General features: G+C 56.2%; 18 protein-coding genes. 14 read left to right on the top strand and 4 right to left on the bottom strand.

Going from position 1 to position 22,363, the window contains the following annotated elements:
• The first annotated feature begins 21 nt into the window (after positions 1-21).
• The 10 genes from ndk (at position 22) to ACQG1K_RS16155 (ending at position 11,098) form a co-directional block, all read left to right on the top strand.
• A complete protein-coding gene (ndk, locus tag ACQG1K_RS16200) occupies positions 22-453 on the top strand; it encodes a nucleoside-diphosphate kinase (protein WP_003860625.1) in 432 nt (143 codons plus the stop codon).
• A 147-nt stretch (positions 454-600) separates the two neighbouring features.
• Positions 601-1,767 carry a bifunctional tRNA (adenosine(37)-C2)-methyltransferase TrmG/ribosomal RNA large subunit methyltransferase RlmN gene (locus ACQG1K_RS16195; protein WP_003860623.1) on the top strand — a complete coding sequence of 389 codons (1,167 nt, stop codon included), beginning with the start codon at positions 601-603 and terminating at the stop codon, positions 1,765-1,767.
• Positions 1,768-2,058: 291 nt separating this feature from the next.
• Complete coding sequence (gene rodZ, locus ACQG1K_RS16190) at positions 2,059-3,069, top strand: cytoskeleton protein RodZ (protein WP_058676985.1); 1,011 nt, start codon at positions 2,059-2,061, stop codon at positions 3,067-3,069.
• Between the two features lie 26 nt (positions 3,070-3,095).
• Entirely contained in the window at positions 3,096-4,214 is a 1,119-nt protein-coding gene (gene ispG, locus ACQG1K_RS16185) for a flavodoxin-dependent (E)-4-hydroxy-3-methylbut-2-enyl-diphosphate synthase (protein ID WP_003860619.1), read from the top strand.
• 81 nt (positions 4,215-4,295) lie between these two features.
• Entirely contained in the window at positions 4,296-5,570 is a 1,275-nt protein-coding gene (gene hisS, locus ACQG1K_RS16180; protein WP_022649001.1) for a histidine--tRNA ligase, read from the top strand.
• Positions 5,571-5,583: 13 nt separating this feature from the next.
• Positions 5,584-6,204: a YfgM family protein gene (locus ACQG1K_RS16175; protein ID WP_032622338.1), complete on the top strand. Its 621-nt coding sequence runs from the start codon at positions 5,584-5,586 to the stop codon at positions 6,202-6,204.
• 10 nt (positions 6,205-6,214) lie between these two features.
• A complete protein-coding gene (gene bamB / locus ACQG1K_RS16170; RefSeq protein WP_022648999.1) occupies positions 6,215-7,393 on the top strand; it encodes an outer membrane protein assembly factor BamB in 1,179 nt (392 codons plus the stop codon).
• A gap of 112 nt (positions 7,394-7,505) precedes the next feature.
• Positions 7,506-8,978, top strand: a complete 1,473-nt coding sequence (der, locus tag ACQG1K_RS16165; protein ID WP_426720784.1) for a ribosome biogenesis GTPase Der — start codon at positions 7,506-7,508, stop codon at positions 8,976-8,978.
• Positions 8,979-9,276: 298 nt separating this feature from the next.
• Positions 9,277-10,818, top strand: coding sequence for a peptide MFS transporter (locus ACQG1K_RS16160; RefSeq protein ID WP_023306697.1), 1,542 nt, complete (start codon positions 9,277-9,279; stop codon positions 10,816-10,818).
• A 58-nt stretch (positions 10,819-10,876) separates the two neighbouring features.
• Complete coding sequence (locus ACQG1K_RS16155; protein ID WP_023300707.1) at positions 10,877-11,098, top strand: zinc ribbon domain-containing protein; 222 nt, start codon at positions 10,877-10,879, stop codon at positions 11,096-11,098.
• On the opposite strand, the gene ACQG1K_RS16150 is transcribed toward ACQG1K_RS16155, so the two are convergent.
• Genes ACQG1K_RS16150 through xseA form a run of 3 tightly spaced genes read right to left on the bottom strand, consistent with a single transcriptional unit; the run spans position 11,095 to position 13,896 of the window.
• Entirely contained in the window at positions 11,095-11,445 is a 351-nt protein-coding gene (locus ACQG1K_RS16150; protein ID WP_023300706.1) for a protealysin inhibitor emfourin, read from the bottom strand. The genes ACQG1K_RS16155 and ACQG1K_RS16150 overlap by 4 nt on opposite strands.
• Positions 11,445-12,464: a M4 family metallopeptidase gene (locus ACQG1K_RS16145; protein WP_023306696.1), complete on the bottom strand. Its 1,020-nt coding sequence runs from the start codon at positions 12,462-12,464 to the stop codon at positions 11,445-11,447. The genes ACQG1K_RS16150 and ACQG1K_RS16145 overlap by 1 nt, the downstream gene beginning before the upstream one ends.
• Positions 12,465-12,522: 58 nt before the next feature.
• Positions 12,523-13,896 (bottom strand): exodeoxyribonuclease VII large subunit, encoded by a 1,374-nt coding sequence (xseA, locus tag ACQG1K_RS16140; protein ID WP_367075115.1) that lies wholly within the window; start codon positions 13,894-13,896, stop codon positions 12,523-12,525.
• A 159-nt stretch (positions 13,897-14,055) separates the two neighbouring features.
• On the opposite strand from xseA, the gene guaB reads away from it, so the two are divergent.
• Positions 14,056-15,522, top strand: a complete 1,467-nt coding sequence (gene guaB, locus ACQG1K_RS16135; protein WP_003860601.1) for an IMP dehydrogenase — start codon at positions 14,056-14,058, stop codon at positions 15,520-15,522.
• Positions 15,523-15,590: 68 nt separating this feature from the next.
• On the top strand, positions 15,591-17,168 hold the full coding sequence (gene guaA / locus ACQG1K_RS16130; RefSeq protein ID WP_006811514.1) for a glutamine-hydrolyzing GMP synthase: 1,578 nt from the start codon (positions 15,591-15,593) through the stop codon (positions 17,166-17,168).
• A 102-nt stretch (positions 17,169-17,270) separates the two neighbouring features.
• On the opposite strand, the gene ACQG1K_RS16125 is transcribed toward guaA, so the two are convergent.
• Positions 17,271-17,624 (bottom strand): helix-turn-helix domain-containing protein, encoded by a 354-nt coding sequence (locus tag ACQG1K_RS16125; RefSeq protein ID WP_006811509.1) that lies wholly within the window; start codon positions 17,622-17,624, stop codon positions 17,271-17,273.
• Positions 17,625-17,958: 334 nt separating this feature from the next.
• On the opposite strand from ACQG1K_RS16125, the gene ACQG1K_RS16120 reads away from it, so the two are divergent.
• Together ACQG1K_RS16120 and oqxB are read left to right on the top strand one after the other, a co-directional pair.
• Positions 17,959-19,134 carry an efflux RND transporter periplasmic adaptor subunit gene (locus ACQG1K_RS16120; RefSeq protein WP_045308556.1) on the top strand — a complete coding sequence of 392 codons (1,176 nt, stop codon included), beginning with the start codon at positions 17,959-17,961 and terminating at the stop codon, positions 19,132-19,134.
• Between the two features lie 23 nt (positions 19,135-19,157).
• Positions 19,158-22,310 (top strand): multidrug efflux RND transporter permease subunit OqxB, encoded by a 3,153-nt coding sequence (gene oqxB, locus ACQG1K_RS16115; protein WP_023300700.1) that lies wholly within the window; start codon positions 19,158-19,160, stop codon positions 22,308-22,310.
• Positions 22,311-22,363 lie beyond the last annotated feature (53 nt).

Here is a 22,363-nt window from a genome sequence, read left to right as displayed (position 1 = left end):
AACATTTTACAGAGGTTATCAATGGCTATTGAACGTACTTTTTCCATCATCAAACCAAACGCGGTGGCAAAAAACGTTATTGGCAGCATCTTCGCTCGCTTTGAATCAGCAGGGTTTAAGATCGTTGGCACCAAAATGCTGCACCTGACCGTTGAACAGGCTCGCGGTTTCTACGCTGAGCACGAAGGTCGCCCATTCTTTGACGGTCTGGTCGAGTTCATGACTTCTGGCCCAATCGTGGTATCCGTACTGGAAGGCGAAAACGCGGTACAGCGTCACCGCGATCTGCTGGGTGCAACCAACCCGGACAACGCGCTGGCAGGTACTCTGCGCGCTGACTACGCAGACAGCTTCACCGAGAACGGCACCCACGGTTCCGACTCTGTTGAATCTGCTGCGCGCGAAATCGCGTTCTTCTTTGCAGAAGGCGAAGTGTGCCCGCGCACTCGCTAATAATTTCGTAAATGCCGCGTGCAAACGTGGCATCCCTGCGCCAGACTTTGTACAATGCAACGCCCCGGACGAGCAGACTGCTTACCGGGGCGTTTCTTTTCAACCCACCAAGGGCCACAACGTGTAACAACGAGGCCGGAAAAAATTATGTCTGAATTAGTGAATACCTCCGAAGTCGCCATTCCTGCGGTTCCCAATAAAAATGGAAAAATTAACCTGCTGGACCTGAACCGTCAGCAGATGCGCGAGTTCTTTAAAGAGATGGGCGAGAAGCCGTTTCGTGCCGATCAGGTCATGAAATGGATGTACCACTATTGCAGCGACAACTTTGATGACATGACGGACATCAACAAAGTACTGCGCAATAAGCTTAAAGAAGTGGCGGAAATCCGCGCACCGGAAGTGGTGGAAGAGCAGCGCTCTTCAGATGGCACCATCAAGTGGGCTATTGCCGTTGGCGATCAGCGCGTTGAAACCGTGTATATCCCGGAAGACGATCGCGCCACGCTGTGCGTCTCTTCTCAGGTGGGCTGTGCGCTGGAGTGCAAATTCTGCTCTACGGCGCAGCAGGGCTTTAACCGTAACCTGCGCGTGTCGGAAATTATCGGCCAGGTCTGGCGTGCGGCGAAAATTGTGGGCGCGGCGAAAGTCACCGGTACACGTCCAATCACCAACGTGGTGATGATGGGGATGGGTGAACCGCTGCTCAACCTGACCAACGTCGTTCCGGCGATGGAAATCATGCTCGACGATTTCGGCTTTGGTCTGTCCAAGCGCCGCGTTACGCTCTCTACTTCCGGCGTTGTGCCTGCGCTGGACAAACTGGGCGACATGATTGACGTTGCGCTGGCCATCTCCCTTCACGCGCCAAACGACGCCATCCGTGACGAAATTGTTCCGATCAACAAAAAGTACAATATCGAAACCTTCCTGGCTGGCGTGCGCCGTTACCTGGAGAAATCGAATGCTAACCAGGGCCGCGTGACCATTGAATACGTGATGCTGGATCATGTTAACGACGGTACCGAGCATGCACATGAGCTGGCTGAACTGCTGAAAGATACGCCATGTAAGATCAACCTGATCCCATGGAACCCGTTCCCGGGCGCGCCGTATGGCCGTAGCTCGAACAGCCGTATCGATCGCTTCTCAAAAGTGCTGATGGAGTATGGTTTCACCACCATCGTACGTAAAACGCGTGGCGACGATATCGACGCAGCCTGTGGTCAGCTGGCGGGTGACGTTATTGACCGCACGAAACGTACGCTGCGTAAGCGTATGCAGGGTGAGTCAATCGCGGTTAAAACCGTTTGATTATTATGCAGACACGGCGCATTTTTTGCGCCGTGAAGCATTAATTTACTGAATAACCAGCCACAATCATCACGACTGATTAATAATTACGGTGCGTTTCATACGACTTTCGGGCAGTATGTAACGACGTAACAACAGTTTAGCGTGAAGGCCTGCCAGCGCTGTCATCTGCGGCCCGACAGTCTTATACTGTTTGTTCCAGGTTAACTGACCTAAAGTTTCGCGGTGCGGGTGGCATTGTGACTCACCGGCACCTGAACCCTTATTTTCACGTACCAGTAGTTGTAGCGAATGAATACTGAAGCCACTCACGATCAAAATGCAGCACTCTCCACTGGCGTTCGTCTTCGCAACGCCCGTGAACAACTCGGACTCAGCCAGCAAGCCGTTGCAGAACGCCTGTGCCTGAAGGTTTCCACCGTTCGCGACATTGAAGAAGATAAGGCACCCGCCGATCTGGCTTCAACGTTTCTGCGCGGTTATATCCGTTCTTACGCCAAACTGGTTCATATCCCTGAAGACGAATTACTGCCGATGATGGAGAAGCAGGCGCCTGTGCGTGCGGCAAAAGTTGCGCCGATGCAGAGCTTCTCTCTGGGTAAACGTCGTAAAAAACGCGATGGCTGGCTGATGAGCTTTACCTGGCTGGTCCTGTTCGTGGTTGTCGGCCTGACGGGCGCATGGTGGTGGCAAAACCACAAAGCGCAACAGGAAGAGATCACCACCATGGCCGATCAGTCCTCCGCTGAGCTTAATCAGTCTGGTACTAACGGCGCGCAAAGCGTGCCGCTGAGCACCGAAGGGGCTGCGACCTCCAGCGAACCTCAGGCGGCAGCAAGCAGCACGCCTGCAACCGAGCCAGCGGCGACGCCAGAATCGACGGCGAATACCGCACCAGCCACCCAGGCCCAGGATCAGAACGCGGTCGTATCACCTTCTCAGGCCAATGTTGATACCGCCCCTGCGGCAACGGCACCGGCAGATAACACCGCGGCGTCACTGCCAACTGACCCGGCGGGTACGGCGGCACCTGCCGTTGACCCGAATGCGCTGGTGATGAATTTCACGGCTGATTGCTGGCTGGAAGTGACTGACGCGACAGGTAAAAAGCTGTTCAGCGGCCTGCAACGTAAAGATGGCACGTTAAATCTAACGGGCCAGGCACCTTACAAGCTTAAAATCGGCGCACCGGCAGCGGTACAGATCCAGTATCAAGGAAAACCTGTCGATCTGAGCCGCTTTATCAGAACTAACCAGGTTGCGCGTCTTACCGTTAATGCCGAACAATCAGCAGCACAGTAACAGACGGGCAATGCGGGAGATTTTACATGCATAACCAGGCTCCTATTCAACGTAGAAAATCGAAACGTATTTACGTTGGGAACGTGCCAATCGGCGATGGGGCGCCTATCGCCGTCCAGTCGATGACCAATACGCGTACTACGGATGTAGAAGCGACGGTTAATCAAATCAAAGCATTAGAACGCGTCGGCGCGGACATTGTTCGCGTCTCAGTGCCGACCATGGACGCCGCTGAGGCGTTCAAACTGATCAAGCAGCAGGTGAGCGTTCCGCTGGTTGCCGATATTCACTTCGATTACCGTATCGCGCTGAAAGTCGCTGAATACGGTGTCGATTGTCTGCGTATTAACCCAGGCAACATCGGCAACGAAGAGCGCATTCGCATGGTGGTTGACTGCGCCCGCGACAAAAACATTCCAATCCGTATCGGCGTAAACGCTGGCTCTCTGGAAAAAGATCTCCAGGAAAAGTATGGTGAGCCGACGCCACAGGCGCTGCTCGAATCCGCCATGCGTCACGTCGATCATCTGGATCGCCTTAACTTCGATCAGTTCAAAGTGAGCGTGAAAGCGTCTGACGTCTTCCTGGCCGTTGAATCGTATCGTCTGCTGGCAAAACAGATCGATCAGCCGCTGCACCTTGGCATCACCGAGGCGGGCGGTCTGCGCAGCGGTTCGGTAAAATCGGCAATTGGTCTCGGCCTGCTGCTCTCTGAAGGCATCGGTGACACGTTACGCGTCTCCCTGGCCGCCGATCCGGTGGAAGAGATCAAAGTCGGTTTCGACATCCTGAAATCACTGCGTATCCGCGCGCGTGGGATCAACTTCATTGCCTGCCCAACCTGTTCACGTCAGGAGTTTGACGTGATCGGCACCGTCAATGCCCTGGAGCAGCGTCTGGAAGACATCATCACCCCGATGGACGTTTCCATCATCGGCTGCGTGGTGAACGGTCCGGGTGAAGCGCTGGTGTCCACGCTGGGCGTTACCGGCGGTAACAAGAAAAGTGGTCTCTATGAAGATGGCGTTCGTAAAGATCGTCTGGATAATAGTGATATGATCGACCAGCTTGAAGCCCGCATTCGCGCAAAAGCGACGATGATGGACGAAGCGCAGCGCATCAGCGTTCAGCAGGTTGAAAAATAACGTGATGGGAAGCAGGCTGCTTCCCATGTATGATTGAACCCATTCTTTGGGTTCTTTTTTGTATATAGAAAGAGAATAAACGTGGCAAAAAACATTCAAGCCATCCGCGGCATGAACGATTATCTGCCTGGCGAAACCGCCATCTGGCAGCGCATTGAAGGCACACTGAAGCAGGTGCTCGGCAGCTACGGTTACAGCGAAATTCGTTTGCCGATTGTAGAGCAGACCCCGTTATTCAAACGCGCGATCGGCGAAGTAACCGACGTGGTTGAAAAAGAGATGTATACCTTTGAGGACCGCAACGGCGACAGCCTGACCCTGCGTCCTGAGGGGACGGCGGGTTGCGTACGCGCCGGCATCGAACATGGTCTCCTGTACAATCAGGAGCAGCGCCTGTGGTATATCGGCCCGATGTTCCGCCACGAACGTCCGCAAAAAGGCCGCTACCGTCAGTTCAACCAGCTTGGCGTGGAAGTGTTTGGTCTGCAAGGACCAGATATCGATGCCGAACTGATTATGCTGACTGCCCGCTGGTGGCGTGCGCTCGGTATTTCTGAGCACGTTTCCCTGGAGCTGAACTCTATCGGTTCTCTGGAAGCGCGTGCGAACTATCGCGATGCGCTGGTGGCGTTCCTGGAACAACACAAAGAGAAGCTCGACGAAGACTGTAAGCGTCGTATGTACAGCAACCCGCTGCGCGTACTCGATTCCAAAAATCCTGACGTACAGGCGCTGCTGAACGATGCGCCAGCGCTGGGTGACTACCTGGATGAGGATTCCCGCGAACACTTTGCTGGCCTGTGCAAGCTGCTTGAAGCGGCGGGCATTGCTTATACCGTTAACCAGCGTCTGGTGCGCGGTCTGGATTACTACAACCGCACCGTATTTGAGTGGGTCACCACCAGCCTCGGTTCGCAGGGCACCGTCTGTGCTGGCGGTCGTTATGACGGACTGGTCGAGCAACTGGGTGGTCGCGCAGCACCGGCTGTAGGCTTCGCGATGGGCCTTGAGCGACTTGTTTTGCTGGTTCAGGCAGTTAATCCGGAATTTAAAGCCGATCCTGTTGTCGATATATACCTGGTGGCCTCAGGTGCGGATACGCAGTCTGCGGCGATGCAGCTTGCCGAACGCGTGCGCGATGCGCTGCCGGACGTAAAGCTGATGACCAACCACGGCGGCGGCAACTTTAAAAAACAGTTTGCTCGTGCCGATAAGTGGGGCGCAAGTATTGCACTGGTGCTGGGTGAGTCCGAAGTGGCCAACGGCGAAGTGGTGGTTAAAGACCTGCGCTCTGGTGAACAAACTACGGTAACGCAGGATGGCGTTGCGGCGCACTTGCGCACTCTATTGGGCTAAGGAGAAGGACTGCGTGGAAATGTACGAGAACGAACACGACCAGGTTGATGCGGTTAAACGCTTCTTTGCTGAAAACGGCAAGGCACTGGTTGTAGGGGTTATTTTAGGTGTTGGTGCGCTGGTTGGCTGGCGTTACTGGAACAATCATCAGGCTGACTCTGCTCGCGGTTCATCCCTGAACTACGAAAACACCGTTAGCGCAATCCGTGCCGATCAGCCGCAAACGCTGACGGCTGCGGAGAAATTTGCCGCTGACAACAAAAACACCTACGGTGCGCTGGCTGCGCTGGAAGTGGCTCAGCAGTATGTTGATAAAAACGAACTGGACAAAGCCGCTGCGCAACTGTCTCAGGGGCTTGCTGCTGCCAGTGACGAAAATCTGAAAGCGGTGATCAATCTGCGCCTGGCACGTATTCAGGTTCAGCAGAAAAAAGCCGACGACGCGTTGAAAACGCTTGATACCATCAAAGGTGATGGCTTTGCCGCTATTGTCGCCGATCTTCGCGGTGAAGCACTGCTGAGTAAGGGTGATAAAGCGGGCGCGCGTAAAGCGTGGCAAGCTGGCGTGGATAGTAAAGCTTCACCTGCGCTGAGCGAAATGATGCAGATGAAAATAAATAATTTGTCCGTCTGAGAGGGACCCAATGCAATTGCGTAAATTACTTCTGCCAGGACTGCTTTCTGTTACGTTATTGAGTGGTTGTTCACTGTTCAGTGGCGAAGAAGACGTTGTCAAAATGTCCCCGCTGCCGACGGTTGAAAACCAGTTCACTCCGTCCACCGCCTGGGACACCTCCGTGGGTGATGGTATTGGCGATTTTTATTCCAACCTGCACCCGGCATTTGCTGACGGCGTGGTCTATGCGGCCGATCGCAAAGGCACCGTTAAAGCGCTGAACGCTGATGACGGAAAAGAAGTGTGGTCCATTAACCTGGCGGAAAAAGACGGCTGGTTCTCCCGTAAACCTGCGCTGCTTTCTGGCGGCCTGACCGTTGCCGGCGGTCACGTGTATGTGGGCAGCGAAAAAGCGCAGGTTTACGCGCTGAATGCCAGCGACGGTTCGGTTGCATGGCAGACCAGCGTTGCCGGTGAATCCTTGTCACGTCCGGTTGTCAGCGACGGCCTGGTGTTGATCCATACCAGCAACGGCCAGTTGCAGGCGCTGAACGAAGCCGATGGTCTGGTAAAATGGACGGTTAACCTGGATATGCCAGCGCTGTCTCTGCGTGGTGAATCTGCTCCGGCGACTGCATTTGGCGCCGCCATTGTGGGTGGTGACAACGGTCGTGTCAGCGCAGTACTGATGCAGCAGGGTCAGATGATCTGGCAGCAGCGTATTTCCCAGGCGACCGGTTCAACTGAAATCGACCGTCTGAGTGACGTGGACACCACGCCGGTCATCGTTGACGGTGTGGTTTACGCGCTGGCGTATAACGGCAACCTGACTGCGCTGGACCTGCGTAGCGGCCAGATCATGTGGAAACGTGAGCTGGGTTCCGTGAACGATTTCATTGTCGACGGCAACCGTATTTATATGGTGGATCAGAACGACCGTCTGCTGGCGCTGAGCACCGAAGGTGGCGTGACGCTGTGGACGCAGAGCGATCTGCTGCACCGTCTGCTGACCGCACCGGCACTGTATAACGGCAGCCTGGTGGTGGGCGACAGTGAAGGCTATATGCACTGGATCGATCCAGAGAATGGCCGCTTCGTGGCGCAGCAGAAAGTGGACGGCTCAGGCTTCCTGACCGACCCGGTTGTGGCTGACGGCAAACTGCTGATTCAGGCAAAAGACGGCACGCTGTACGCGATCACGCGTTAATTACACGGCGGTTGTAGTATACTAAACGGCTCCTGTTCACTCAGGAGCCGTTTTGACATTTTTAAAAACGCTGCGAAAGCGACGTTATTTTGAATTTTATGAGGCTTCAAACATGGTACCTGTGGTCGCGCTTGTCGGGCGCCCTAACGTTGGAAAATCCACTCTTTTTAACCGTTTAACACGCACCCGTGATGCGCTGGTTGCGGATTTCCCGGGGCTGACGCGTGACCGTAAGTACGGTCGTGCAGAGGTGGAAGGACGCGAGTTCATCTGTATCGATACCGGGGGTATTGACGGTACGGAAGACGGCGTAGAAACCCGCATGGCAGAGCAATCTCTGCTGGCTATCGAAGAAGCGGATGTGGTTCTGTTTATGGTGGATGCGCGTGCTGGCCTGATGCCCGCGGACTCCGCTATCGCTAAACATCTGCGTTCACGCGAAAAGCCAACCTTCCTGGTGGCGAACAAAACTGACGGTATCGATGCCGATCAGGCCGTTGCGGATTTCTGGTCTTTAGGTCTGGGTGATATTTATCCTATCGCGGCCTCGCATGGCCGTGGCGTCACCAGCCTGCTGGAAACCGTTCTGCTGCCGTGGGTTGATGAAGTAAACCCGCCGGAAGAGGTGGACGAAGACGCCGAATATTGGGCACAGTTTGAAGCCGGAGAGGAAGGCGAGGAAGAGCCGGAAGATGACTTCAACCCGCAGGATCTGCCGATTAAGCTGGCTATCGTTGGTCGCCCAAACGTAGGTAAGTCTACGCTTACTAACCGTATTCTGGGCGAAGAGCGCGTGGTGGTTTACGACATGCCAGGCACAACGCGTGACAGCATTTACATTCCAATGCAGCGCGATGAACGTGAGTACGTACTTATCGACACTGCAGGGGTGCGTAAGCGCGGGAAAATCACTGATGTAGTGGAAAAATTCTCGGTGATCAAAACCCTTCAGGCGATTGAAGACGCCAACGTGGTGCTGCTGGTTATTGACGCACGTGAAGGTATCTCCGATCAGGATCTCTCTCTGCTCGGCTTTATCCTTAATAGTGGGCGCTCACTGGTTATCGTCGTCAACAAGTGGGATGGCCTGAGCAATGAAGTACGCGAACAGGTGAAAGAGACGCTGGACTTCCGTCTGGGCTTTATCGACTTTGCCCGCGTTCACTTCATCTCTGCCCTGCACGGCAGCGGCGTAGGCAACCTGTTCGAATCCGTTCGTGAAGCCTATGACAGCTCTACCCGCCGCCAGAGCACGGCGATGCTGACCCGTATCATGAACATGGCAGCAGAAGATCACCAGCCGCCGCTGGTGCGTGGCCGTTGCGTGAAGCTGAAATATGCCCACGCCGGGGGGTATAACCCGCCTATCGTGGTGATCCACGGTAACCAGGTGAAAGACCTGCCGGACTCCTACAAACGCTACCTGATGAACTACTTCCGTAAGTCGCTGGACGTGATGGGTACGCCTATCCGTATTCAGTTCAAGGAAGGGGAAAACCCGTTTGCGAATAAACGTAATACCCTGACGCCGAACCAGATGCGTAAGCGTAAGCGTTTGATTAAGCACATTAAGAAAAGCAAATAATTCTTACCGAACTCACTAAAACCCGCGCCTGTCGCGGGTTTTTTTCGCTCATTCAAAAGGTCTGCCTTCCCTGTGTGATGTCAATCACTATTCGCTTTTAACCATGTTTATATCTAAGAAAGTAGACAATCGTCGAATTTTCATCTTAAAGTCCAGGGTTCGGTACTAGACAAAACTAGCGCCTGGTTATCAAATGGTTAACCAACATTTCGCCGCATGTAAAAAATCGATCGGATACGTAACCGTTCGGCGTACATGCTGGTGTTTACAAGCACGACACATACCTTTCGGGAGAATTATGCAATCCTCTGTTAATCAAAAAGAGAGCCGAACCTTCTTCGGCCATCCTTATCCGCTCGGTTCGCTGTTCTTCACCGAGATGTGGGAGCGTTTCTCGTTTTACGGTATTCGCCCGCTACTGATCCTGTTTATGGCCGCCACCGTGTATGACGGCGGAATGGGCCTGGCGCGTGAAAACGCCTCGGCGATTGTCGGCATCTTCGCGGGCACCATGTACCTCGCCGCACTGCCGGGCGGCTGGCTGGCGGATAACTGGCTCGGCCAGCAGCGGGCCGTCTGGTACGGTTCGATTTTGATTGCGCTCGGGCACCTGTCGATTGCCCTGTCGGCCATTATGGGCGACAACCTGTTCTTCATCGGCCTGATGTTCATCGTGCTCGGCTCCGGCCTGTTCAAGACCTGTATCTCGGTCATGGTCGGTACCCTCTACAAAAAGGGCGATGCGCGTCGTGACGGCGGTTTCTCGCTGTTCTATATGGGCATCAACATGGGCTCGTTCATTGCTCCTCTGATTTCCGGCTGGCTGATTAAAACCCACGGCTGGCACTGGGGCTTTGGTATCGGCGGTATCGGGATGCTGGTCGCCCTGATTATCTTCCGCGTGTTTGCCGTTCCGGCCATGAAGCGCTACGACAGCGAAGTCGGTCTGGACTCCACCTGGAACAGTCCAGTAGTGAAACGTAACGGCGTGGGTGCCTGGCTGCTGGCGCTGGCTGTGGGTGTTGCAATCATCGTCACGTTGATTGCCCAGGGCGTGATTGTGATTAATCCGGTCGCGGTGGCCAGCGTGCTGGTATATGTGATTGCCGCCTCCGTCGCGCTCTACTTCATCTACCTGTTCATCTTCGCCGGGCTGAATCGCAAAGAGCGCGCAAGGCTGCTGGTATGCTTTATTCTGCTGGTCTCCGCCGCGTTCTTCTGGTCCGCGTTCGAGCAGAAGCCAACCTCCTTCAACCTGTTCGCCAACGACTACACTAACCGCATGATCGGTGATTTTGAGATCCCGGCGGTGTGGTTCCAGTCGATTAATGCCCTGTTCATCATTCTGCTGGCACCGGTATTTAGCTGGGCATGGCCGAAGCTGGCGAGCAATAATATTCGCCCGAGCAGTATCACCAAGTTCGTGATCGGTATTTTGTGCGCGGCGGCGGGCTTCGGCCTGATGATGCTGGCGGCACAGAACGTGCTGAGCAATGGTGGAGCAGGGGTTTCTCCGTTCTGGCTGGTGGGCAGTATCCTGATGCTGACGCTCGGGGAACTGTGCCTGAGTCCGATTGGTCTGGCAACCATGACCCTGCTGGCGCCGGAAAGAATGCGCGGTCAGATGATGGGCCTGTGGTTCTGCGCCAGTGCGCTGGGTAACCTGGCTGCGGGCCTGATTGGTGGTCACGTGAAGGCCGACCAGCTGGATATGCTGCCGGACCTCTTTGCCCGTTGCTCCATCGCGCTGTTGATTTGTGCTGCGGTGCTGATCGTCCTCATTGTTCCGGTGCGTCGCATGCTGGAAAATGTGCAGACAAAACCGGCTACCGAAGCCTGATACTATTCAGCCTGCCGGGGCAGTTATCCAGCCCCGGCCCACCTCAACAGGAGAGAGCATGTCGATAACCTGTCCGGATTGCCACGCAGCGCTCGAGCCGCAAAACGGTATCGCGCACTGCGACAGCTGCAATAACGATATTCCCCTCGAAGCGCGCTGCCCTGACTGCCATCAACCGCTTCAGGTACTCAAGGCCTGCGGTGCGGTGGATTACTTTTGCCAGAACGGCCACGGTCTTATCTCTAAAAAACGCGTGGAGTTTGTTCGGGCTGAAGGTTAATCGCACACGCAGCCTTCACCTTTCTGCCACAGTTCCACCAGCGACTCGGGTGCTTCCTGCTCGGGTACCAGCACGATGATATCGGCGTAGTGCGCCTGATTTTGGCCGGTCCAGATAATCTGGATGCGGAAATAGCGCTGGTCACCTCTGCCGGGGGAAGAGGCTTGCCCGGGCGGCTGGCCGCGCGGGAAAGCCTGCTCCAGAATGCTCACCAGGCGCTGGCGCTGGGCCTCATTAAGCGAGGAGAGCGCAATGGTGCGCTGGCCGCTCAGCTTAGGGATAAAAGCGACGCCGCCTTCCCGGGCCAGCTCAACCACGGCGTCATCCGTCAGTTCCGGAACCTGCATTACAGCACTCCTACCTGTTCCCAGGCTTGTTTTATAGCCGCCCCAACGTCGCTACCGGAGCGTTTCTCGCCGTGCGCTATCGTCAGTTTTGCAAAGGCATCAAAATCCGCATCCTGCGCCAGGTTGCGATCGCAAACCGTGTCGTACCAGGCATAACCCGCTTTTTCCCAGGCGTAGCCACCGATCGCCGTTGCGGCCAGGTAAAACGCGCGGTTGGGGATACCGGAGTTAAGGTGTACGCCGCCGTTATCCTCGCGCGTTTTGATGAAATCTTTCATATGCCCGGGCTGCGGATCTTTACCGAGCAGCGGATCGTTATAGGCCGTGCCGGGTTCAGACATGGAGCGAAGCCCTTTCCCGTTGATGCCCTCCGCCAGCAGCCCTTCACCAATCAGCCAGTCTGCTTTATCGGCGGTTTGCTTAAGATGGTATTGCTTCACCAGCGAACCGAACACGTCGGATAACGACTCGTTCAGCGCGCCCGATTGTTCAAAGTAGATGAGTCCGGCTTCGGTCTCCGTCACGCCGTGGCTAAGCTCATGCGCTACCACGTCGATGGCAATGGTAAAGCGGTTGAAGATTTCCCCGTCGCCATCGCCAAAGACCATCTGCTGGCCGTTCCAGAAGGCGTTTTGATACTCACGGCCATAGTGCACGGTGCCGGTGAGGATCAGCCCTTTGTTATCGAGCGAATCGCGCTGATATTCCTTCCAGAAGAAATCATGGGTAATACCCAGATAATCGTACGCTTCATCCACCGCCACATCTCCGTTGGAGGGCTGGCCTTCATAGCGTACTTGGGTACCCGGCAGCTCCTGGGTCTGTTTCGCATCGTAGATGTCACGCTCAAGCTGACCGGCTTTATTCACATGCGGCGCGGCGGGTTTGCCCGGCATATGGGCCATCAGCGTCTGGACGTGGGTTAAGGTCTGACGGGCGCAGCGCTGCTGCGGCTCAGAACCGCTTTCGATAATACGGCGAAGAATATACGGAGGGATGACGCTATGTAGATGGGGCATGCTGCTCTCCTTATTAAAAAAGGCAATAGCAGCAGTATAGTTTGTAACCGGCGAAGATTTATCCGCTTTTACGCTGACGCGTTTTTTTCACCGGTTTGATCTCTTTCACTTCACTCTCGACCCAGCCGTCAGAAAGCCGGGTGGTGAGCACATCCCCTGCTTTAACCTGCTTCGTCTGCTTCAGCACATTGCCGTCCGTCGCGGTGGTCACGCTATAGCCGCGGGCCAACGTGGAGAGTGGGCTGACGGCTTCCAGATGGGTGACCGCATTGCCAAAACGCTCGCGGGTGGCGCTCATGCGTGAGCGGATATTTTCCGCGAGGCGGAACTCAAGCTGCTGGATACGCGTTTGTGCGCGATAAATCTTTGGCTGCGGATTCTGCTGGTTCAGACGCTGAGTCGTGCGCTGCTGGCGCGATATCGCTTTCTTAAGCTGGTTATCCAGCGCGAAGTTCATCCGCTGACGCAGACGCTCCAGTACGGTTTGCTGACGCGCCAGACGCAATTGCGGATGCTGCTGTTGCAGACGATGATGAAGCTGGGTAAAGCGGCGGGTACGGTTGGCGAGGAAGTAGTCCATCGCCATCTCCAGGCGCTGCTGCCCGTTCTGGATCTGGCGCAGTAGCTCCTGCTGATTACGGCTGACCACCTCTGCCGCCGCGGACGGCGTGGGCGCGCGTAAATCCGCGACAAAATCGGCTATCGTCACATCCGTTTCATGGCCGACGGCGCTCACCACAGGGATAAGGCTGGCAAAGATTGCCCGCGCCACGCGCTCGTCGTTAAAGCTCCACAGGTCTTCCAGCGAGCCGCCGCCGCGCCCGACGATCAGGACATCGCACTCCTGACGCGCATTCGCCAGCTCAATCGCGCGCACGATCTGCCCCGGCGCATCGTCACCCTGAACGGCAGTTGGGTAGATAATGACGGGCAGGGAAGGGTCACGGCGCTTCAGGACGTGCAAAATATCGTGCAGCGCCGCGCCGGTTTTCGAGGTGATAACTCCAATACAGTGGGCAGGTGAGGGCAGGGGCTTTTTAAACTGCTGGTCAAACAATCCCTCAGCCGAAAGCATGGCTTTTAACTGCTCGTACTTCTGCTGCAACAAGCCTTCACCAGCGGGCTGCATGCTCTCGACGATAATCTGATAATCGCCGCGCGGCTCATACAGGGTAATGTTGGCGCGAACCAGAACCTGCTGGCCATGCTGAGGGCGGAACGTCACGCGACGATTGCTGTTGCGGAACATCGCGCAGCGCACCTGAGCGGTGTCGTCTTTTAGCGTAAAGTACCAATGACCGGAAGCAGGCTGCGTGAAGTTAGAGATTTCACCGCTGATCCAGACCTGTCCCATTTCCTGCTCAAGCAGCAAACGCACCGTCTGATTAAGGCGGCTGACAGTATAAATTGAGGGGGATTGAGAGGATAACATGTGAGCGGGATCAAATTCTAAATCAGCAAGTTATTCAGTCGATAGTAACCTGCTGAGAGGCGATCGCAAGCATTTTTTTCAAAAAAGTGTAGATGCAATCGGTTACGCTCTGTATAATGCCACGGCAATATTTAACCACCCAGGTCAGAGATATTGCCCATGCTACGTATCGCTAAAGAAGCACTGACGTTTGACGACGTCCTCCTCGTTCCCGCTCATTCCACCGTTCTGCCGAATACTGCCGACCTCAGCACGCAGTTGACGAAAACCATTCGTCTGAACATTCCTATGCTCTCCGCAGCAATGGACACCGTGACTGAAGCGCGTCTGGCTATCGCTTTGGCACAGGAAGGCGGCATTGGCTTTATCCACAAAAACATGTCTATCGAGCGTCAGGCGGAAGAAGTTCGCCGCGTGAAGAAACATGAATCCGGTATCGTGTCCGATCCTCAGACCGTTCTGCCAACCACCACCCTGCACGAAGTGAAAGCGCTAACCGAGCGTAACGGCTTTGCAGGTTACCCGGTTGTGACCGAAGACAACGAGCTGGTGGGCATCATCACCGGTCGTGATGTGCGTTTCGTGACTGACCTGAACCAGCCTGTCAGCGTCTATATGACACCAAAAGAGCGCCTGGTGACCGTTCGCGAAGGCGAAACCCGCGACGTGGTGCTGGCGAAAATGCACGAAAAACGCGTTGAGAAAGCGCTGGTTGTGGATGCGAACTTCCACCTGCGTGGCATGATCACCGTTAAAGATTTCCAGAAAGCAGAACGTAAACCGAACGCCTGTAAAGACGAGCATGGCCGTCTGCGCGTCGGCGCTGCGGTTGGCGCGGGCGCAGGTAACGAAGAGCGCGTTGACGCGCTGGTTGCCGCGGGCGTTGACGTGCTGCTGATTGACTCCTCACATGGCCACTCCGAAGGCGTTCTGCAACGTATTCGTGAAACCCGTGCTAAATACCCGGATCTCCAGATCATCGGCGGTAACGTGGCTACGGGCGCAGGTGCTCGCGCACTGGCGGAAGCCGGTTGCAGCGCGGTGAAAGTGGGTATCGGCCCTGGCTCTATCTGTACTACCCGTATCGTCACCGGCGTGGGCGTTCCGCAGATCACCGCGGTGTCTGACGCGGTTGAAGCGCTGGAAGGCACCGGTATTCCGGTTATCGCGGACGGCGGTATCCGCTTCTCTGGCGACATCGCCAAAGCGATCGCCGCAGGTGCCGCAGCCGTGATGGTGGGCTCCATGCTGGCCGGTACCGAAGAATCCCCGGGCGAAATCGAACTCTACCAGGGCCGTTCTTATAAATCCTACCGCGGTATGGGCTCCCTGGGCGCGATGTCCAAAGGTTCCTCCGACCGTTACTTCCAGACCGATAACGCCGCTGACAAACTGGTACCGGAAGGCATCGAAGGCCGCGTGGCCTATAAAGGCCGTCTGAAAGAGATCATCCACCAGCAGATGGGCGGCCTGCGTTCCTGTATGGGGCTGACCGGCTGTGGTACCATTGACCTGCTGCGTACCAAAGCGGAATTCGTACGCATCAGCGGTGCGGGTATCCAGGAGAGCCACGTGCACGACGTGACGATCACCAAAGAGTCCCCGAACTACCGTCTGGGATCATGATTTTCTTCGCCCGACCTCGTGTCGGGCGATTTATTTAATCTGTTTCACTTGCCTCGGAATTAGCGTCAATGACGGAAAACATTCATAAACATCGCATCCTCATCCTCGATTTTGGTTCTCAGTACACTCAACTGGTGGCGCGTCGCGTGCGTGAGCTGGGCGTTTACTGTGAGCTGTGGGCGTGGGATGTCACGGAAGCACAGATTCGCGAGTTCAATCCAAGCGGCATCATTCTGTCCGGCGGCCCGGAGAGCACCACCGAAGAGAACAGCCCGCGCGCGCCGCAGTACGTATTCGAAGCGGGCGTACCGGTGTTCGGCGTGTGCTACGGCATGCAGACTATGGCGATGCAGCTGGGCGGCCACGTAGAAGGCTCTAACGAGCGTGAGTTCGGCTACGCGCAGGTAGAAGTCGTCACCGACAGCGCGCTGGTGCGCGGAATCGAAGACTCCCTGACCGCAGACGGCAAACCGCTGCTGGACGTGTGGATGAGCCACGGCGACAAAGTCACCGCTATCCCGTCGGACTTCGTGACTGTAGCCAGCACCGAAAGCTGCCCGTTCGCGATTATGGCGAACGAAGAAAAACGCTTCTACGGCGTGCAGTTCCACCCGGAAGTGACTCACACCCGTCAGGGTATGCGCATGCTGGAGCGCTTCGTGCGTGATATCTGCCAGTGTGAAGCCCTGTGGACCCCGGCAAAAATCATCGACGACGCCGTGGAGCGTATCCGCCAGCAGGTTGGTGATGACAAAGTGATCCTCGGCCTCTCCGGCGGCGTCGACTCCTCCGTGACCGCGATGCTGCTGCACCGCGCCATCGGCAAAAACCTGACCTGCGTCTTCGTGGACAACGGCCTGCTGCGTCTGAACGAAGCCCAGCAGGTCATGGACATGTTCGGCGACCACTTCGGTCTGAACATCGTTCACGTGGAAGGCGAGCAGCGCTTCCTGGACGCGCTGAAAGGCGAGAACGATCCGGAAGCGAAACGTAAAATCATCGGCCGCGTATTCGTGGAAGTGTTCGACGAAGAAGCGCTGAAGCTGGAAGACGTGAAATGGCTGGCGCAGGGCACTATCTACCCTGACGTGATCGAATCCGCCGCCTCCGCAACCGGTAAAGCACACGTCATCAAATCTCACCACAACGTGGGCGGCCTGCCGAAAGAGATGAAGATGGGCCTGGTTGAGCCGCTTCGCGAGCTGTTCAAAGACGAAGTGCGCAAGATTGGTCTGGAACTGGGTCTGCCGTACGACATGCTCTACCGTCACCCGTTCCCGGGCCCGGGCCTCGGCGTACGCGTGCTGGGCGAAGTGAAGAAAGAGTACTGCGACCTGCTGCGTCGTGCGGACGCGATCTTCATCGAAGAGCTGCACAAGGCTGACCTGTACAACAAGGTTAGCCAGGCGTTCACCGTGTTCCTGCCGGTTCGTTCTGTAGGCGTAATGGGCGATGGACGTAAGTACGACTGGGTTGTTTCCCTGCGTGCTGTGGAAACCATCGACTTCATGACCGCGCACTGGGCGCACCTGCCGTATGACTTCTTAGGCCGCGTGTCTAACCGCATCATCAACGAAGTGAACGGCATTTCCCGCGTGGTGTATGACATCAGCGGCAAGCCACCGGCGACGATCGAGTGGGAGTAAGCCCATAACCTTTCCTGCGAAGTTATAAGCAGGTAAGACTGATAAAACCCTCTGTTTACAGAGGGTTTTTCTTTTGTAACTGATATCCGAACGGGACGTGAATTATTGGCTCATCTGTCGGGATCCACGGCAGCCGATACTGCGTCGCCATGCCCCTGGCGCCTGACCATACTGACGCTTAAAGCTGCGGTTGAAGGACTGCTGAGAATCAAAGCCCAGCGCGATCGCCACGTTCAGAATCGGTTCATCGCTTTGGGCTAAGCGCTCAACCGATTTTTGCAGCTTTTGCGCGCGAATATATTCAGCGAGAGGGGAGCCGGTATGTTCTTTGAAGATCCGCTGGAGATGCCATTTCGAATAGCCGGCTCGCCTGGAGACGGTTTCAATGTCCAGGCGGCTATCAAGGTTGTTGTCGATCCAGTCGAGCAAATCGTGAATGAATGCACCCGTGTTCATCTTGCTTCCCCCTACGCCACGCATTAAAAGCATCTTTGTTTGTTGCACTTAAAGGTGGCCCGTTTTGATATTAATTGCAAGTTTTATTGTTACATTTAAATCCCTTCTCAAAACCCGTGATTTACCTTCGCCGCAAATAGCACATAAAGTGCAACAATTATTCTTGCACTTAATTAAGCGCCTTCCTACAATCGCCGCGATAGTGTATTCGCAACTGTTACAGTTTTGTGGCGATGAACGACACAAATGGCCTTAAGCCAGACCGGACAAAGGAAGTGGCGCGGCGCCTCCCGCTGCGTCTTGCCCGGCGGCTACAATAACCGGAATAAAAATAATGAGCCTGCAAAAAACCTGGGGTTACTTTCATCTGAGCGCGACGGGGGTGGTTTTACTCTCCGCGCTTCTCGTCGGGTGCGATGACAGCGTCGCGCAAAATGCCGCACCGCAAGCGCCCGTCGTCAGCGCAGCTGACGTGGTGGTGAAATCCATTAGCCAGTGGGACAGCTTTAACGGTCGCATTGAAGCGGTGGAAAGCGTTCAGCTGCGCCCACGCGTCTCCGGCTACATTGATAAAGTGAATTACACCGACGGCCAGGAGGTGAAAAAGGGCGAGGTGCTGTTCACGATTGATGACCGAACCTATCGCGCGGCGCTGGAACAGGCGCAGGCGAACCTGGCGAGAGCCAAAACGCAGGCCAGCCTGGCGCGAAGCGAGGCTAACCGTACCGATAAATTAGTCAATACCAACGTGGTATCCCGTGAAGAGTGGGAGCAGCGCCGTTCCGCTGCTACCCAGGCACAGGCCGATATTCGCGCGGCGCAGGCGGCGGTTGATGCCGCGCAGCTCAACCTCGACTTCACCAAAGTGACCGCGCCTATCGACGGTCGCGCCAGCCGGGCGCTGATCACCAGCGGTAACCTGGTGACTGCGGGTGACAGCGCCAGCGTGCTCACCACCCTGGTCTCACAGAAGACGGTTTACGTCTACTTCGATGTGGACGAGTCCACCTATCTTCACTATCAGAACCTGGCCCGCAGCGGGCAGGGGGCGTCCAGTCACCACACGGCGCTGCCAGTGGAGATTGGTCTGACGGGTGAGGAGGGCTATCCCCATCAGGGCAAAGTGGATTTCCTGGATAACCAGCTCACGCCGAGTACCGGTACAATCCGCATGCGCGCGCTGCTGGATAACTCACAGCGTCAGTTCACGCCGGGACTCTTCGCACGCGTGCGCCTGCCGGGCAGTGCGGAATTTAAAGCCACGCTTGTTGACGATAAGGCGGTGCTGACCGATCAGGATCGTAAGTATGTTTATGTCGTTGATAAAGACGGGAAAGCGCAGCGCCGCGATATTACGCCGGGGCGTCTGGCCGACGGTTTACGTATCGTACAGCAGGGGCTGAAACCCGGGGATAAAGTCATCGTCGATGGTTTACAAAAAGTGTTTATGCCGGGTATGCCGGTTAACGCGAAAACCGTTGCCATGACCGCCAGCGCCGCCCTCAACTGATCCCTTACCTGAGAACCCAATCCATGGACTTTTCCCGTTTTTTCATCGACAGGCCGATTTTTGCCGCCGTACTGTCGATTCTGATTTTTATCACAGGATTAATCGCCATCCCGCTGCTGCCGGTGAGCGAATATCCTGATGTCGTGCCGCCAAGCGTGCAGGTGCGCGCCGAGTACCCGGGCGCCAACCCGAAAGTGATTGCCGAAACCGTGGCGACGCCGCTGGAAGAGGCGATCAACGGCGTTGAAAACATGATGTACATGAAATCCGTCGCGGGCTCCGATGGCGTGCTGGTGACTACCGTCACCTTCCGTCCGGGTACCGACCCGGATCAGGCGCAGGTACAGGTGCAAAACCGCGTCGCACAGGCCGAGGCGCGTCTGCCGGAAGACGTTCGGCGTCTGGGCATTACGACTCAGAAACAGTCGCCAACGCTGACGCTGGTGGTGCATCTCTTTTCGCCTGGCGGTAAGTACGATTCACTGTATATGCGTAACTACGCCACGCTGAAGGTGAAGGACGAGCTGGCGCGTCTGCCCGGCGTGGGTCAGATCCAGATTTTCGGCTCGGGTGAATACGCGATGCGCGTCTGGCTGGATCCAAACAAGGTGGCGGCGCGCGGACTGACGGCCTCGGACGTGGTGACGGCGATGCAGGAGCAAAACGTACAGGTATCCGCCGGGCAGCTTGGCGCCGAGCCGCTGCCGAAAGAGAGCGATTTCCTGATCTCCATTAACGCCCAGGGCCGTCTGCATACCGAAGAAGAGTTTGGCAATATTGTCCTGAAAACAACGCAGGACGGTACGGTCGTCCGCCTGCGCGACGTGGCGCGTATCGAGATGGGTTCCGGCAGCTATGCGCTGCGCTCCCAGCTGAACAATAAAGACGCGGTCGGGATTGGTATCTTCCAGTCGCCGGGGGCAAACGCCATCGATCTGTCTAACGCGGTGCGCGCCAAAATGGACGAACTGTCCACGCGATTCCCGGACGATATGAAGTGGGCGGCACCTTACGACCCAACGGTATTTGTGCGCGACTCGATCCGTGCGGTTGTACAAACGCTGCTGGAAGCGGTGGTGCTGGTCGTGCTGGTGGTGATCCTGTTCCTGCAAACCTGGCGCGCGTCGATCATCCCGCTGATCGCGGTGCCGGTATCGGTCGTGGGTACCTTCAGCATTCTTTACCTGCTGGGCTTCTCGCTGAATACCCTGAGCCTGTTCGGGCTGGTGCTGGCCATCGGTATCGTGGTGGATGATGCCATCGTGGTGGTGGAGAACGTCGAGCGAAATATCGAAGAGGGGCTCGCCCCGCTTGCGGCGGCGCATCAGGCGATGCGTGAAGTGTCCGGGCCGATTATCGCCATTGCGCTGGTGCTGTGTGCAGTGTTTGTGCCGATGGCGTTCCTCTCTGGCGTGACCGGCCAGTTCTACAAACAGTTTGCGGTAACGATAGCCATTTCCACGGTGATCTCCGCGATCAACTCGCTGACGCTTTCTCCGGCGCTGGCCGCGCTGCTGTTGAAGCCGCATGGTGCCCCGAAAGATTTCCCGACCCGGCTTATCGATCGTCTGTTCGGCTGGATTTTCCGTCCGTTTAACCGCTTTTTCCATCGCAGCTCGACCGGCTATCAGGGACTGGTAGGGAAAACGCTTGGCCGACGCGGTGCAGTGTTTGCGGTTTATTTGCTGCTGCTTTGTGCCGCGGGTGTGATGTTTAAAGTCGTACCCGGCGGGTTTATTCCGACGCAGGATAAGCTGTACCTGATCGGCGGCGTGAAAATGCCGGAAGGCTCGTCGCTGGCGCGTACCGATGCGGTGATCCGCAAAATGAGCGAAATCGGGATGAATACCGAAGGCGTGGATTATGCGGTCGCGTTTCCTGGCCTGAACGCGCTCCAGTTCACCAATACGCCGAACACCGGAACGGTCTTCTTTGGCCTGAAGCCGTTCGACCAGCGTAAACATACTGCGGCGGAAATTAACGCGGAGATCAATGCGAAAATCGCGCAAATCCAGCAGGGCTTTGGCTTCTCGATTCTGCCGCCGCCGATTTTAGGGCTGGGTCAAGGGTCCGGTTATTCCCTGTATATTCAGGATCGTGCTGGTCTGGGCTATGGCGCGCTGCAAAACGCGGTGAACACCATGTCCGGGGCGATTATGCAGACGCCGGGTATGCATTTCCCCATCTCAACCTACCAGGCTAACGTTCCGCAGCTGGATGTGCAGGTTGACCGTGATAAAGCGAAAGCGCAGGGCGTATCGCTTACCGATCTTTTCGGCACGCTGCAAACCTATCTGGGCTCGTCATATGTAAACGACTTTAACCAGTTTGGACGGACCTGGCGCGTAATGGCACAGGCCGACGGGCAGTTCCGCGACAGCGTGGAAGATATCGCGAATTTACGCACACGCAATGACCAGGGCGAAATGGTGCCGATTGGCAGTATGGTGAAAATCACGACCACCTACGGGCCGGACCCGGTGATCCGCTACAATGGTTACCCGGCGGCGGATCTTATTGGTGATGCTGACCCGCGCGTGCTCTCTTCCGCGCAGGCGATGACGCAGCTGGACGCCATGTCTAAGCAGATCCTGCCGAACGGGATGAATATTGAATGGACGGACCTGAGTTTCCAGCAGGCCACCCAGGGCAATACGGCGCTGATCGTCTTCCCGGTCGCGGTGCTGCTGGCGTTCCTGGTGCTGGCGGCGCTGTATGAAAGCTGGACGCTGCCGCTGGCGGTGATCCTTATCGTGCCGATGACGATGCTCTCCGCGCTGTTCGGCGTCTGGCTGACCGGGGGCGATAACAACGTCTTCGTGCAGGTGGGGCTGGTCGTGCTGATGGGGCTGGCCTGTAAAAACGCGATACTTATCGTGGAGTTTGCCCGCGAGCTGGAAATTCAGGGCAAAGGCATCATGGAGGCTGCGCTGGAGGCGTGCCGCCTGCGTTTACGCCCGATTGTAATGACCTCTATCGCCTTTATTGCCGGGACCATTCCACTGATCCTTGGTCACGGGGCAGGGGCAGAAGTCCGCGGCGTCACCGGGATCACCGTCTTCTCCGGGATGCTGGGCGTAACGCTGTTTGGTCTGTTCCTGACGCCGGTCTTTTACGTGACGCTGCGTAAGTTCGTGACGCGCGGCAAAGCGGAAAGAGAGGTGTTGCCTGCGTAGGACGTAGCAGATAACAAAAAGCCGCCTTCATTGTGAAGGCGGCTTTTTTTCGC

Source organism: Enterobacter cloacae complex sp. 402C9, from assembly GCF_050030745.1.
Taxonomy (GTDB): Bacteria; Pseudomonadota; Gammaproteobacteria; order Enterobacterales; family Enterobacteriaceae; genus Enterobacter; species Enterobacter intestinihominis.
The sequence above is the reverse complement of the archived record's forward strand: the minus strand, read 5'-3'. Positions and strand labels throughout refer to the sequence as shown.